The 13,338-nt window shown below is 76.1% G+C and carries 11 protein-coding genes; 3 read left to right on the top strand and 8 right to left on the bottom strand.

Annotated features, from left to right (window positions below):
* Positions 1–16: 16 nt before the first annotated feature.
* Positions 17–418 (top strand): hypothetical protein, encoded by a 402-nt coding sequence (locus tag ACFVQZ_RS02115; RefSeq protein WP_030497652.1) that lies wholly within the window; start codon positions 17–19, stop codon positions 416–418.
* 51 nt (positions 419–469) lie between these two features.
* Entirely contained in the window at positions 470–1,354 is an 885-nt protein-coding gene (locus ACFVQZ_RS02120) for an NAD-dependent protein deacetylase (RefSeq protein WP_030497651.1), read from the top strand.
* Positions 1,355–1,453: 99 nt separating this feature from the next.
* Here ACFVQZ_RS02120 and ACFVQZ_RS02125 read toward each other — a convergent pair whose 3' ends face one another.
* From ACFVQZ_RS02125 to ACFVQZ_RS02145, 5 genes are all read right to left on the bottom strand, one after another.
* Positions 1,454–2,257 carry a TSUP family transporter gene (locus ACFVQZ_RS02125; protein WP_383618893.1) on the bottom strand — a complete coding sequence of 268 codons (804 nt, stop codon included), beginning with the start codon at positions 2,255–2,257 and terminating at the stop codon, positions 1,454–1,456.
* A 70-nt stretch (positions 2,258–2,327) separates the two neighbouring features.
* Positions 2,328–3,074 carry a LuxR C-terminal-related transcriptional regulator gene (locus tag ACFVQZ_RS02130; protein WP_383618895.1) on the bottom strand — a complete coding sequence of 249 codons (747 nt, stop codon included), beginning with the start codon at positions 3,072–3,074 and terminating at the stop codon, positions 2,328–2,330.
* A gap of 31 nt (positions 3,075–3,105) precedes the next feature.
* Complete coding sequence (locus ACFVQZ_RS02135; RefSeq protein ID WP_383618897.1) at positions 3,106–4,818, bottom strand: amidohydrolase; 1,713 nt, start codon at positions 4,816–4,818, stop codon at positions 3,106–3,108.
* A 218-nt stretch (positions 4,819–5,036) separates the two neighbouring features.
* Positions 5,037–5,951, bottom strand: coding sequence for a S1 family peptidase (locus ACFVQZ_RS02140; protein WP_383618899.1), 915 nt, complete (start codon positions 5,949–5,951; stop codon positions 5,037–5,039).
* 518 nt (positions 5,952–6,469) lie between these two features.
* On the bottom strand, positions 6,470–7,813 hold the full coding sequence (locus ACFVQZ_RS02145) for an amidohydrolase (RefSeq protein ID WP_383618901.1): 1,344 nt from the start codon (positions 7,811–7,813) through the stop codon (positions 6,470–6,472).
* A gap of 345 nt (positions 7,814–8,158) precedes the next feature.
* Here ACFVQZ_RS02145 and ACFVQZ_RS02150 point away from each other — a divergent pair, with 345 nt between their 5' ends.
* Positions 8,159–9,508, top strand: a complete 1,350-nt coding sequence (locus ACFVQZ_RS02150; protein ID WP_383618903.1) for a hypothetical protein — start codon at positions 8,159–8,161, stop codon at positions 9,506–9,508.
* 9 nt (positions 9,509–9,517) lie between these two features.
* On the opposite strand, the gene ACFVQZ_RS02155 is transcribed toward ACFVQZ_RS02150, so the two are convergent.
* The 3 genes from ACFVQZ_RS02155 to ACFVQZ_RS02165 form a co-directional block, all read right to left on the bottom strand.
* Entirely contained in the window at positions 9,518–11,842 is a 2,325-nt protein-coding gene (locus ACFVQZ_RS02155; protein ID WP_030497644.1) for an FtsX-like permease family protein, read from the bottom strand.
* 75 nt (positions 11,843–11,917) lie between these two features.
* The gene (locus tag ACFVQZ_RS02160; protein ID WP_383618905.1) at positions 11,918–12,679 is read right to left on the bottom strand and encodes an ABC transporter ATP-binding protein; all 762 of its coding nucleotides are present in this window, start codon (positions 12,677–12,679) and stop codon (positions 11,918–11,920) included.
* Positions 12,676–13,182 carry a PadR family transcriptional regulator gene (locus ACFVQZ_RS02165; protein ID WP_030497642.1) on the bottom strand — a complete coding sequence of 169 codons (507 nt, stop codon included), beginning with the start codon at positions 13,180–13,182 and terminating at the stop codon, positions 12,676–12,678. The genes ACFVQZ_RS02160 and ACFVQZ_RS02165 overlap by 4 nt, the downstream gene beginning before the upstream one ends.
* Between the last annotated feature and the right edge of the window lie 156 nt (positions 13,183–13,338).

Raw genomic sequence — 13,338 nt, forward strand, 5'->3', positions numbered from 1 at the left:
GCTAGATTCGTCCGCCATGCGTTCCCGAGAGTTCGACCTCGATTTCCGTGACCAGGCGCGCCGTACGGCCGGCTGGGGCGTGGGGCTCCTCGCCGTCGCCGCGCTCCTGTGGGCCTGGTGCGCCGTCCTGCTGCTCACGCCGTACGAAGTCGACCGGAAGCCCGACGACAAGTACCCCGCCGAGTGCGCCGCGCGCCTCTTCGCCGACCGCGCCACCCTCGACCGGCCGCACCCGCAGAGCCGCTGGTGCGCGGTCGAGCGCGACTGGCCGGGGGCGCTCGCCCTCCTCGGGCTCTCCGTCCCGTTCTCCGTCGCCGGCGGCGTCGTCCTCACCGTCGGCCTGGTCAGCCGCCGCATGAGCGCCCACGGGCAGGCGATGCGGGAGCTCGACCGGATCGCCGACTCCCGTACGGCCTGAGTCCCGGCCGCGCGCACGCGCTCCGGGTGCGTCCTTCCGTACGCTGGCGACATGCGTATGCGGCCTACTCTCAGCTGGACACCGAACGGGGACCTGCCGCCGGCGGTCACGGACCTGGAGCCGGTCGTCGAGGTGGTGCGGGCGGGGCGGGTGCTGGTGCTCAGCGGGGCCGGGATCTCGACGGAGTCGGGGATCCCGGACTACCGCGGCGAGGGCGGCAGTCTGAGCCGGCACACGCCGATGACCTACCAGGACTTCACCGGCGGCGCCGCGGCCCGGCGCCGGTACTGGGCGCGCAGCCACCTGGGGTGGCGGACGTTCGGGCGGGCGCGGCCCAATGACGGGCACCGGGCGGTGGCGGCGTTCGGCCGGGCGGGGCTGCTCACCGGGGTGATCACCCAGAACGTCGACGGGCTGCACCAGGCCGCGGGCAGCGACGGCGTCGTGGACCTGCACGGCAGCCTCGACCGGGTGGTGTGTCTGGGCTGCGGCGACGTCAGCGCGCGGCGCGAGCTGGCGCGGCGGCTGGAGGAGGCCAATCCGGGGTTCGACCCGGTGCCGGCGGCGGTGAACCCGGACGGCGACGCCGACCTCACGGACGAGCAGGTCGCCGGCTTCCACGTGGTGCCGTGCGCGGTCTGCGGCGGAGTGCTCAAGCCCGACGTGGTGTTCTTCGGCGAGACGGTGCCGGCGGCGCGGGTGGAGCGCTGCCGGGAGCTGGTGCGGGAGGCGGCGTCGGTGCTGGTGCTGGGGTCGTCGCTGACGGTGATGTCGGGGCTGCGGTTCGTGCGGCAGGCGGCGCAGGAGGGTACGCCGGTGGTGATCGTCAACCGGGACGCGACGCGCGGCGACACGCTCGCCGCCGCCCGGGTCGCGCTGCCGCTCGGTCAGGCGCTCACCACGGTCGCGGAACGGCTGGGCGTCGCCGTCGGCTGATCCCCCGGCTCGGCGTCGCCGTCTTGCTGACCCCGGCTCGGTGTCGCGGTCTTGCCGATCCCCCGCTCCCGGCCGCCGGGGCCCGCCGGTCAGGTCAGGTCAGGTCAGGGCCTGGACCGCGTACAGCGCGCCGATCGCCGTGGCGAGCGTGCCGAGGAGGAGCCGGAGGGCCCGTTCGGGCAGCCGGGGCGCCAGGCGGGCGCCGAGGTAGCCGCCGACGAGGCCGCCGAGGCCGCAGGCGAGGCCGAGCCACCAGTCGGGCGCGATGTCGCCCGTGCCGGCGAGGGCGAGGACGGCGTACGCCGCCGCACCGGCGACGGACGTCACGAAGGTGGTCGCGAGGGCCGCCGGCGCGACCCGGGCGACGGGCAGCCCACGGGCGACGAGGACCGGGCCGAGGAGCGAGCCGCCGCCGATGCCGTACACGCCGCCGACGACGCCGACGGCGAGGGCGAGGGCGGTGAGCGCGCCGGGGGACGGTTCCGCCGCCGGGGCTGCCGGGGCCGCGGGGCCGGGGCGGCGGCGTGCCGGCCGCAGCGTGCGGGCGCACAGCCACACGCCCAGCGGCAGCAGGAGGCCCGCGATGAGCAGGCGGTAGACCGTCGGCCCCGGCAGGAGGTGGACGCGGATCACCGCGCCGGCCACCACCCCGGGCAGCGTCCCGGCGACGAGGCGCCGGGCGAGCGGTCCGCGCAGGGCGCCGTCACGGCGGTAGCGCCAGAGGGCCCCGGGGCCGGCGACGACGTTGAACAGCAGGTTCGTGGGGGTGACCGCCGGGTTCGGCACGGCGAAGACGCTGAGGTGCACCGGCAGCAGGAAGACGGCGCCGGAGACCCCCACGGGTGCGGTCACCACCGAGATCAGCAGGCCGACGAGCACGCCCGCCGCCACCGTCCACTCCACCGCCGGCTCCCGCCCTCCGCCTCGACCCCCGCCAGTATCCCGGTGCCCCGAGGCGCCCGGCACCGGCCGGTCACTCCGCCGGTGCGATCCCCCACGCCGCGGCCCGGGCGGCGGCCGCGGCCCGGTTCGGGACGTCCAGCTTGGTGAGGATGTGCTCGATGTGGGTGCCGACCGTCCGCGGGGTGATGTACAGCCGCTCGGCGATCTGCCGGTTGGTGCGGCCGGCCGACAGCTCCGCCAGCACTTCCCGCTCCCTCGGCGACAGCCCGCCGGGGCGCGCCGCCGTCGGCGCCGGCGGCGTGCCGCAGGAGGCGACCGCCGCGGCGAGGGTCTCGGTGAGCAGGGTGACGACGGCGCGCGCCGGGTCGGGGGTGCGGCGGCGGCCCCGGACGCTGATGTTCAGCATGCCGACGTACCGGCCGTCCGCGGCGAAGAGGCACTGGGCCACGCCGTCCTCGATGCCGAGCGGGGCGAGGACGTCCTGGAAGCCGGGCGAGGCGGCCAGCAGCTCCTCCGGGACGTCCCCGAGCCAGAGCCCGCCCCGGGCCGGGCCGCGCAGCACGGCGAACACCGGGTCGTGGTGGAGGCGGGTCTCGATGTAGGCCGTGGCGGCCTCGGGGTAGCTGCCGGCCAGCGTGGTGTGGCGGCGGCGGCGCGGGTCCCAGCGGGTGAGCGAGGCGTGGTCGTGCTCGACCACCTCCGCCAGGGCCGCCAGGACCGTGTCGGCACCCGCCGTGCCGGCCGTGGCGTTCCTGGCGGCTTCGCGGACACGGAGGGCCGAGTCCAGAATGTCCGCCGTGTCGTGCCGTGTCGCCATCCCCCCAGGATGATCATCCGACCGGAGTACGTCAATCGCGCAGCGTGTCGTGCACGATCCGCCCGTCCATCACGGTGAGGACGACGGGCATCTCCGGGATGGCGTGCGGGTCGGCGCCGAGCAGGTCCCCGTCCACGACGCAGAGGTCGGCGGCCTTGCCCGGCTCCAGGGAGCCCTTCCAGTCCTCGGCGAAGTCCTGCCAGGCCGCCACGGTGGTGTACGTGCGGATCGCCTCGGCCAGCGCGATGCGCTGCTCCGGGCCGCTGACCCGGCCGGCGGCCTTGGACTCGCGCAGCACCATGGTGGCGACGCCCTGGCGCCAGTCCGGCAGGGTCACGGGGGCGTCGGAGCCGCTGGCGACCCGTACGCCGGCGTCGATGGCGTCCCGGTAGGGCCAGGCGTAGGCGGCGCGTCCGGCGCCGACGAACTCCTCCTCCATGTCGGCGACGGTCCACTTGATGGTCGGGTTCATGTTGCAGCCGAAGTCGTGGTCGGCGAGCACCTTCATGGCGTGCGGGGTGAGGAAGTCGCCGTGGATGACGTAGTGGCGGGCGTCGTCGCGCGGGTGGCCGGCGGCGGCCTCGGCGAAGGCGTCCGCGACGGTGTCGATGGCCCGGTCGCCGGTGGCGTGCACCCCGAGCTGGTGTCCGGCGGCGTGGGCGTGCCGGATCATGGCGCGGATCTCGGCGACCCGCTCGTCGTCGACGTCGCCGCCGACGCAGAGGGAGCCGCAGCCGCCGCCGACGTACGGGTCGTGCATCCAGGCCGTCTTGTTGGGGACGATGCCGTCGGCGAAGATCTTGACGCCGTGGACGGCGAGGCGGCGCGGGTCGGCTCCGCCGGAGGGGTCGGACGCGTCGAGGGCGTCGAGGTTGCGGGCGAACTCCTCGGCCGTGCCGGCCATGCCGTTGGGGAGGAGCAGGACGCCGACGCGGGCGGTCAGCTCGCCCGCGGCGAGGAGTTCGCGGTACACGTCCAGGGTCTCGGTGCCCATGGTGCCGCGCATGATGCCGTCGCCACCGGGGCCGAGGCCGGGCTCGGTGTAGCTGGTCACGCCGAGTCCGGCGAGGGTGGCGAGGGTGGAGCGGATGGCGTCGGCCCGTTCCCGCCGGCTGAGCGGCGGGAGCGCGTTCTGGACGAGGGCCTGGGCGCCCTCGTGGAGCAGACCGGTCGGCTCCCCGTCGCCGTCCCTGACGATGGCGCCGCCGGGCGGGGCGACCGTGTCGCGGTCGATGCCGATGAGGGCGAGGGCCCGGGAGTTGACCCAGGTGGCGTGGCCGGAGAAGGAGTAGAGGACGACGGGGTGGTCGGGGCTGACGGCGTCGAGGTCGGCGCGCGAGGGCTGCCGGGAGGGGTCGGCGACGCACTCGGCGAGGTAGCCGGTGTCCCAGCCGTGGCCGGTGATCCACTGCCCGGCGGGGGTCCGCCCGGCGGCCTCGCGCACCGCGTCGGCGACGTCGGCGAGGGACGAGACGGCGGGGTGGCCGATCTCCACCGAGAGCGGCGGCGAGGACATGCCGAAGGCGCAGCCGTGCAGGTGGGAGTCGTTGATGCCGGGGAGGAGCGTCGCGCCCTTCAGGTCGACGACGCGGGTGCCGGGGCCGACGAGCGGGGCGACGTCCTCCCGCGTGCCGACGGCGCTGATGACCGGGCCCGTCACCGCCAGGGCCTCGGCGACGGAGAACTCCGCGTCGACCGTGACCACCCGTCCACCGACGAAGACCAGATCCGCATACGTGCCCACTGAGGGTCCTTTCGAAGACCGGGCGCCGCTGTCGGGCGCCCGCGAACGATCTCGTCCAGGACTCTGCCGGGAACCGCCCCCGTCGCACATCGGTCGTTCCACCGATACGGCGGGACCCGCGGCGGGGGCACGGCGGGGGGCGGGGCGGCGGACGCGGACGCGCCGGGCAGGGGTGCTCCCGCCCGGCGCGCCGTGTGCTCCGCTCAGTGGTGCGGCGGTCAGAACACGCTGACGCCGTAGGCGCTGAGGGCTTCCGTGACGGGCTGGAAGAAGGTGGTGCCGCCGGTGGAGCAGTTGCCGCTGCCGCCGGAGGTGAGGCCGAGGGCGGTGGTGCCGGAGAACAGGGCGCCGCCGCTGTCGCCGGGCTCGGCGCAGACGTTGGTCTGGATCATGCCGTAGACGACGTCGCCGTTGCCGTAGTTGACGGTGGCGTTGAGGCCGGTGACGGTGCCGCCGCGCAGGCCCGTGGTGCTGCCGCTGCGCTGGACGGACTGGCCGACGTAGGCGTTGCCGGCGGTGGTGATGTCTCGGTAGCTGCCGTTGTAGAGGTAGACGCGGCCGTCGGCGGCGGAGGCGTTGGAGTGGCGGATGATGCCGTAGTCGTTGGTGGGGAAGCTGGTTCCGGCCCGGGAGCCGAGCACGGAGGTCTGGCCGGAGTTGGTGTACCAGGTGCTCGCGATCTCGGTGCAGTGGCCGGCGGTGAGGGCGTAGTAGGTGCTGCCGCTGCGGACGTTGAAGCCGAGGGAGCAGCGTCCGCCGCCGCCCGCGTAGATGGCCTGGCCGCCGGCGATCAGCTTGTTGATCTTGCCGTGGGTGCGCTCGATCTTCAGGTGGGCGGCGTTGCCGCCGGCGGCCTTGCGGAGGGCGGCGATCTCGTCCTGGGTGACGGTGGCGTCGACGGTGACGACGACCTTGCCGGTGGCCTGGTCGGTGTACCAGGCGGTGCCCGGCACGTCGGCCTGGAGGACGGCGTCGCTGGCGGAGGAGAGCGCGGCGGCGGTGGCCCGGGGGGTGTCGGCCGACTGGGCCGAGGAGGTGGGGGCGGCGAGGGCGGTCGCGGCGACGAAGGCGCCGAGGACGGCGAGCAGGCGGGTGCCCTTGGTGAGGCCGCGGCTGCGGGACGTACGGTTCACTGGATCCTCCGTATGGGGGGGCGGGCCGCTGGGTGGGCGGCTCGGTCGGGGAGTGCGGATCGGCCATGGGTGACCGACATGAACCTGACAAGCGCTGCACTGGGAGGAATCCTCGGCTCCGCCGGCCGGGTGCGGCAAGGTGGACTTTCGGCCGCTCTACGCGCGTCCACGCCAGGACCCGCCGCGCGGTCGCCGAACGGGCTGCCTCTTGTCCCGAACTGAAAACAGGTCAGAAAACTGCAGAGACCCGTTGCAGTTCAGGCACGGGAGGTCGCCCCCCGTCCGGCGCCCGCACCCTTGACGCCGCCGGACACCCGCCGGAGCCCGGACGGCCGGCTCCGGCGGCGGCGGTACGGGGCGGTGGGTCCGCCTTTACGGCGTTCCGGCGACTGGCCGGATCACGCCCTTGCGCGATCCCCCGCCGCCCGTGAGCTCGCCGCCCCGCAGACCCCGCCGCCCGCAAGCCGCGCCGCCCCGAAGGCTCGCCGCCCCACGGCCCGCCGCCCGGCCTCCTCCGGTCAGGAGACGAACTCGCCGTCCCGGGCCACCACGACACCGCCGTGCACGACCAGGTCGCGCTGCGGCATGTCCACCACCACCTGGGGCAGCCCCTGCCCCCGCACGAGGACGAAGTCGGCGGGCGCGCCGGGCGTGAGGTCGGCGTGCGGCAGGCCCATCACGTCGGCGCCGCCGTGCGCGGCGGCCCGGTAGCAGTCCGCCAGCTCCTCGTCGAGGCGGACGTCGGTGACCCAGCCGAGGATGTGGGCGCGGTGCAGCATGTCGGCGTTGCCGAAGGGGCTCCAGGAGTCGCGGACGCCGTCGGAGCCGAGGCCGACCCGGACCCCGTGCTCGCGCAGCCGGGCGATCGGGAGGACGAGGTCGCGCGAGGGGGCGACGGTCGTGAGCGCGATGTCCTGGGCGGCCAGGTCGGTCGCGAGGGCGCCGAGGTCCCGGTCCGGCAGCTCGGGCAGGCAGAAGACGTGACTGACCGTCACCTTGCCGGTGAGCGACAGGGCCCGGGTGCGGTCGATGATCCCGCGCAGGGCGCGGACGCCCTCGTCTCCCCCGTCGTGCAGGTGGATGTCCACGCCGACGCCGTGCCGGTCCGCGATGCCGAAGACGGTGTCCAGGTGCTCGTCGAGGGCGTGGTCGAAGCCGAGGGGGTCGATGCCGCCGATCATGTCGACGAGGCCCCGGCGGGCGCCCTCCTCCAGGAGCCGGGCGGTGCCGGGCGTGCGGACGACGCCGTGCTGCGGGAAGGCGACGATCTGCACGTCCAGCGCGTGGGCCAGGCGGCGCCGCGCCTCCGCCAGCCCCTCGACGCCGGCCAGGCCGTACGCCGGGGCCACGTCGGCGTGGGCGCGCATCCCGCGCGTAGCGCGGCTGACGGCGTGGCTCATCAGCCCGTACGCGCGCTCCGCCACCGAGCGGGTCTGGGCGCGGAACAGCTCCACGTCCTGCTCGACGAAGTCGGCGATGGTCGACGCCGGCCGCCGCGACACCCACGCGCCGCCCCACGTCGTCTTGTCGGGGTGGATGTGGGCGTCGACCAGGGACGGCAGCGCGATCCGGCCGCCGCCGTCCACGACCTTCGCGCCGCGCGGCGCCGGTCCGCCGCTGACCTTCCCGTCCACGACGACCAGGTCGGTGGCCGCGCCGCCGAACGGGCGCACGTCCCGGAAGACGACGGTCCGCGGCCTCCGCTCCGCCGCGCCGCCGGCGCCGGGCGCGGCGGCCGGGACGGCGGCGGAGGCGGGGGCCGCGGCGACGGCCGCCGCCGCGGTCGTGCCGGCCAGGGCCGCGGCACCGGCCAGCATGGCGCGGCGCGACACGGCACCGGTGGGAGCCGGGGACTGCTGCATGGGTCACTCCTTGCGGGAAGGGCGGAAGAGGTGAGCGAGGGGGAGACCGGTGTCGGACCGGAGGCGACGGGCCGGTGGACGTCGAGCCACTTGGAGAACTCCCCGGGGCGGAACGAGCTCCGATCCTCGTTTTGTATACCAATATTCGGATGCGGAACAAGAGCTACCGCGGGCCCGATGCGGCACCTAGCCTTCCCATATGGACTGAAAGCGCAAGGAGCACCCTCACCACGTCAGCCATGAGGCCCCTTTTTGGTATACGACTCACCACGCCCCGCACCGCACCGCTCCCCCGCGTGCCGTAAGGTGCCGGGACCGAAACGCAGGCCGAGGTGGGGGTAGAGGATGCAGCGGGCCGTCGTCATGGGGGGCAGTTACGCGGGGCTGTTGGCGGCCCGCGTGCTGAGCGACCACGCCGAGGAGGTGGTCGTCGTCGAACCCGACGTGATCGGCGACGACGGCCTCGGGAAGCGCGCCCCGCAGCGGCGGCAGCTCCACGCCCTGCTGTCCATGGGCCACCGCCGCCTGGAGCACTGGTTCCCGGGCCTCACCGACGAGCTCGTGCGGGACGGGGCGCGGCTCGGCGAGGGTGACGACGTGCGGTTCTACGTCGACGGCCGGCTGAAGGCCCCGGTGGCCGCGTCCCGGATGCTCGGCGCCACCCGCCCCTTCCTGGAGGACCGGATGCGCCGGAGGGTCGCCCTCCTCCCCCAGGTGCGCTTCGTCCGGGCCGAGGTCACCGACCTCGTCCTCCGGGGCGGGCACGTGGCCGGCGTCACCACCGCCGCCCCCGCGCACGATGACGGCGCCCCGCACGACGGCGTCCCCCACGAGATACCCGCCGAGATCCCCGCCGACTTCGTCGTCGACGCCACCGGCAGGTCCAGCCGGCTCGGCGACTGGCTGACCCGGCACGGCTGGGACGCAGCGCCCGTCGACCGGATGCGCATCGACCTCGGGTACGCCACCGCCTCCTTCCGGCGCGGCGGCGAACTCGGCACCACCGTCGTCGCCCACTCCACGCCCGGCCCCGCGAGCGGCTACCGGCCCGAGGTGACGGAGCCCGGGGCGCTCGCCGCCGTCGAGGGCGACCGCTGGTCGGTCGTCCTGGCCGGGTACGCCGGACACCGACCCGGCCCCGATCCGGAGGAGTTCCTGCGCCGGATGCGCCGCTGCGTGGCGCCGATCCGCACGGTGGCCGAGGAGTCCGCGATGATCGGGCCCGTCACCACGTACCGCTTCGTCGAGAGCCGCCGCCGGGTCCACACGCGGCTGCGCCGCTTCCCCGGCGGGCTGGTGGTCGTCGGGGACGCGCTGGCGAGCGTCAACCCGGTGTACGGGCAGGGCCTGACGCTGGCGGCGCTGGAGGCCGACGCGCTGGCCGCGTACCTGCGGACCGGACCGCGTCCGCACGCCCCGGCCCTTCCCTACTTCCGCCGCGCCGAGATGGCCGTCGACGCGGCCTGGCAGCTGTCCACCGCCGCCGACCTGGCGCAGCCGCACGTCACGGGGCCCTACCCGCGCGGCTACCGGGCCCAGAAGTGGGTGGCCGACCGGCTCACCGAGGCGTCGGTCATCGACTCCGGCGTCAACGCCGCCTATCTGCGCGTCGTCCACATGGAGGCGCCCCCGAAGGCCCTCACCGACCCCCGTCTCCTCGCCCGGGCCGCGCGGGTCCTGATCCGCCGGCGGTGACGGCCGGGGTCACAGGGTCTCTCCCGCCGAGTCGGTGAGGCGGCGGCGGGCGGTGCGGACGGCCGGGGGGACGGCGGCGAGGGCGCCGGCCGCGGTGACGGCCAGGACCAGGGCGGCCAGCGCGGCCGGGTCGGGGAGGCGGGCGACTCCGGCGCCGAGGCCGGTCGCGGCGGCTTCCGCGTCGACCAGCAGGTGCCCGAGGGCCGCGCCGGCGGCCGTGCCCAGCAGGGCGGCGGCCAGGGTGGTGAGCGCGGCGGCGGTGACGACGACGGCGCCGATCTGGCGCGGGGTCAGGCCGATGGCGCGCAGGGCGAGCAGGTCGCGGACCCGGTCGCGCACCCCGGTGCCGATCAGGGTGAGCAGTTCGACGAGGGCGATGAGGGCGAGGACCGCCGCGAGGGCGGCGAGCACGCCTCGGGGCGCGTCCTCGCCGCCCGCCGGGTCGGCGGTGCCGCGCACCTCGGCGCGGACCCCGGCCGCCGCGGGGACGGCGGCGGCGACCGCGCGCGGGTCGGCGTCCGGGCGCAGCACGAGGGCGTGGAAGGCGGGCCGGAGGCCGGGGTCGCCGTCGCGGAGGGTGTCGAGGGTGGTGGAGACGACCCGGCCGCCGTGGTCGGGTTCGATGCTGCGGCCGACGAGATGGAGGATCTGCGGGCGGCCCTCGACGGTCATCCGGACCCACTCGCCCACCCGTACGCCGAGGAGGTCGAGGAGCCCCTGCCCGGCGACGGCCTCGTCGGGACCCCGGGGCGCGCGGCCCTCGACGACGGTGTGCGGGTAGGGCGCGCCGCGGGTGCCGAGGCCGCGCAGGGTGAGGGTGCCGGTCTGGCCGGGGACGAGGGCGGTGAACTCGGCGCCGGGGACGGCGTCGGCGACGCCGGGGACGGTCTCGAGGGCGGCGGCGAGGCCGTCGGGGGGCGGTGGTTCGGTGCGTACGGTGAGGGCGGCGGGCCGGCCGACGCGGGCGGGGTCGGTGCGGAACTGGCCGAGGGTCGTGGCCGCGACGAGGGCCACGGTGATCAGGGTGAGCGGGAGTGCGAGCCGGACGGTGGCGCCGAGGGCGCGGGCGCGGCCGGGGGCGGTGAAGGCGGAGCGCCAGCCGAGGACGAGGACCGGGGAGAGGCGCAGGCCGAGGGCGCGGCGGCCGAGGGCGGACAGCGGGCGGGCGGCGGGGTGGGCGGAGCGGGCGGCGGGCACCGGGGGGACCCGGCCGGCCCGCCAGGCGGCGAGGGCGGTGGCGGCGGCGATGAGGAGGACGGCGGCGAGGGGGACGCCGACGACGGCGGCGCGGTGGCCCGGCATGCGGGGCCACAGGGCGACGGCGTCGCCGATCCGGCCGGGGATCCACCGTCCGCAGGCGAGGGTGGCGGCGGTGCCGAGGGCCGCGCCGGCGACGGCGAAGGAGAGCTGCTGGAGGAGGAGGCCGCGGACGACCTGGCCGGGCGTGAAGCCGATGGCCTTGAGGACGGCGATGTCGCCGGCCTGTCCCCGGACGCGGGCGCGGACGGCGCCGGCGACGGCGACGGCCGCGGCGAGGAGGGCGGCGAGGCCGAAGGCGGCGAAGATCTGGCCGAGGAGCCGGTCGTCGCCGCCGGTGTCGGCCTTCGCCTGCTGCCACTTGGTGACCTGGTCGATGCGGGCGGCGCCGAGGAGGGTGACGGCGCGCTGGACGGCGTAGTCGGTGTCGTCGGGGTCGTGCAGGCGCAGACCGGCGGTCTGTCCGGTGGTGGCGGGGGCGAGCCGGTCGAGGGTGCCGGGGAGGATCCAGCCGATGCCGTCGCCCCGGCCGGGGTGGTAGCGGGGTTCGGCGGTCTCGGCGACACCGGCGACGTACAGGGTGCGGCGGGTGGGGCCGTGCCGGCCGGGGACGGTGACGGTGACGGTCTCGCCGGGTTCGGCCCAGAGGGCGCGGGCGAGGGTGCGTTCCAGGACGATCCGGTCGCCGGGGGCGCCGGGGGTGAGCCAGTGGCCGGCGGTGAGGAGGGGGCGGGCGGTGTCGGGCGGCCGGGTTCCGGTGGCGCGCAGGACGACGCCGGCGCGGGTGCCGCCGGTCTCCAGGGTGGCGGTGGCCGTGCGGAAGGGGCCGGAGACGGAGGCGACCTCGTCGAGGGCGGCGAGCGGGGCGAGGGCGGCGGGGTCGAAGGCGCCGTGCACCCAGACGTGGCTGCCGCGGGACTGGTTGAAGAGGCGCTGCCAGGGGTTGACGGCGTAGCTGAGGAGGGCGGCGGAGAGGAGGAGGGAGGCGATGACGCCGGCGCTGGCGAGGACGGCGAAGAGGGCTTCGCCGCGGTGGGTGCGCAGGTCCGCGTGGACCCATCGCCAGGTGGCCCGCATCTCTTGGTCCTCTCCTCGCCGTCGCCGCGCCGCCTGCCCGCCTCTGCCGCCGCCGCGCCGGTCTCCGTCGTGCGGTCAGTCCTCCAGGTCGAGGACGCCGGTCACCCCCGGGCGGGTGGGTGCGGGGTCGCCGAGCGGCGCGTCGTCGGCGATCCGGCCGTCGAAGAAGCTGATGACGCGGTCGGCGGCGCTCGCCATGCGGGCGTCGTGGGTGACCATGAGGATGGTCTGGCCGCGGGCGTGGAAGCGGGCGAGGAGGCGCAGGACGTCGCGGGTGCCCTTGCTGTCGAGGCTGCCGGCGGGTTCGTCGGCGAGCAGCAGGGCGGGCCGGTTGACGAGGGCGCGGGCGAGGGCGACCCGCTGCTGTTCGCCGCCGGAGAGGGCGGCGGGGAGGGCGTTCTCGCGTCCCTGGAGGCCGAGTTCGGCGAGGAGTTCGGCGCGGCTCGCGCGGGCGGCGCGGGGGGTGGCGCCGGCGAGGAGGGCGGGGAGTTCGACGTTGTCGGCGACGGTGAGGTGCGAGACGAGGTTGAAGAACTGGAAGACGATGCCGACGCTGCGGCGGCGCAGGACGGCCCAGCGGGCCTCGCCGTGGGTGTCGACCCGCAGGCCGTCGATCCAGAGGCGGCCGGCGTCGGGGCGTTCGAGGCCGCCGATGAGGTGGAGGAGGGTGGACTTACCGGCGCCGGAGGGGCCGGTGACGGCGACGAACTCGCCCGCGCGGACGGTGAGGTCGACGCCGCGGACGGCGGGGACGGGGGCGCGGTCGCCGCGGTGGGTCTTGGTCAGTCCCTCGGCGTGCACGAGCGCGCCGGGCGGGACCGGTCCGGGTCCGCTCATTCGAGTTCCTCCTGGCAGCGCTCCAGCCAGTCGAGGTCGGCCTGGAGGTGCAGCATGGCGCCCTCGATGAGGAGTTGGGCGATCTTGTTGTCGCGGTCCTGCGCGGCGGCGAGCCGGGAGAGGCTGCGCATGGTGTTGAGGTGCTGCCGGCGCTGCCGGTTGATCAGGGCGATCGGGTCGGCGAGTCCGGAGAGGGGGGCGAGGGCGAGTTTCATGAAGAATCCGTCGCGGACCCGGGGTTCGTCGGTGGTGTCCTCGAACCACGCGGCGACGGCCTCCCGTCCGGCGTCGGTCAGGCGGTAGATCCGCTTGTTGGGGCGGCCCGTCTGTTCGACGTCCTCGCCTTCGATGAGTCCGCTCTTCTCCAGCCGGCCGAGGGTCACGTAGACCTGGCCGACGTTGGGCTGAGGGTAGGCGGAGCCGAGGAGTTGTTCAAGACCCTGCTTGAGCTCGTAGCCGTGGGCGGGGCCCCGGGTGAGGAGTGCCAGCAGCTGCTGCCGCACGCGCTCCCCCTTCTGTGTCGTGCGCCGTTCCCGGCCCGGTGGTGGCGGCCCGGGGGCCGGTGGACCGGCGGTCGCCGGGTCCGCCGGACCAGTATCACCGATGGGGCGCGCCGCGGGTCTGCCACGATGGACCGTCGCGTGCGGCACCACGTCCGG

It is taken from the genome of Streptomyces sp. NPDC057854 (genome assembly GCF_042797055.1).
Classification (GTDB): Bacteria; Actinomycetota; Actinomycetes; order Streptomycetales; family Streptomycetaceae; genus Streptomyces.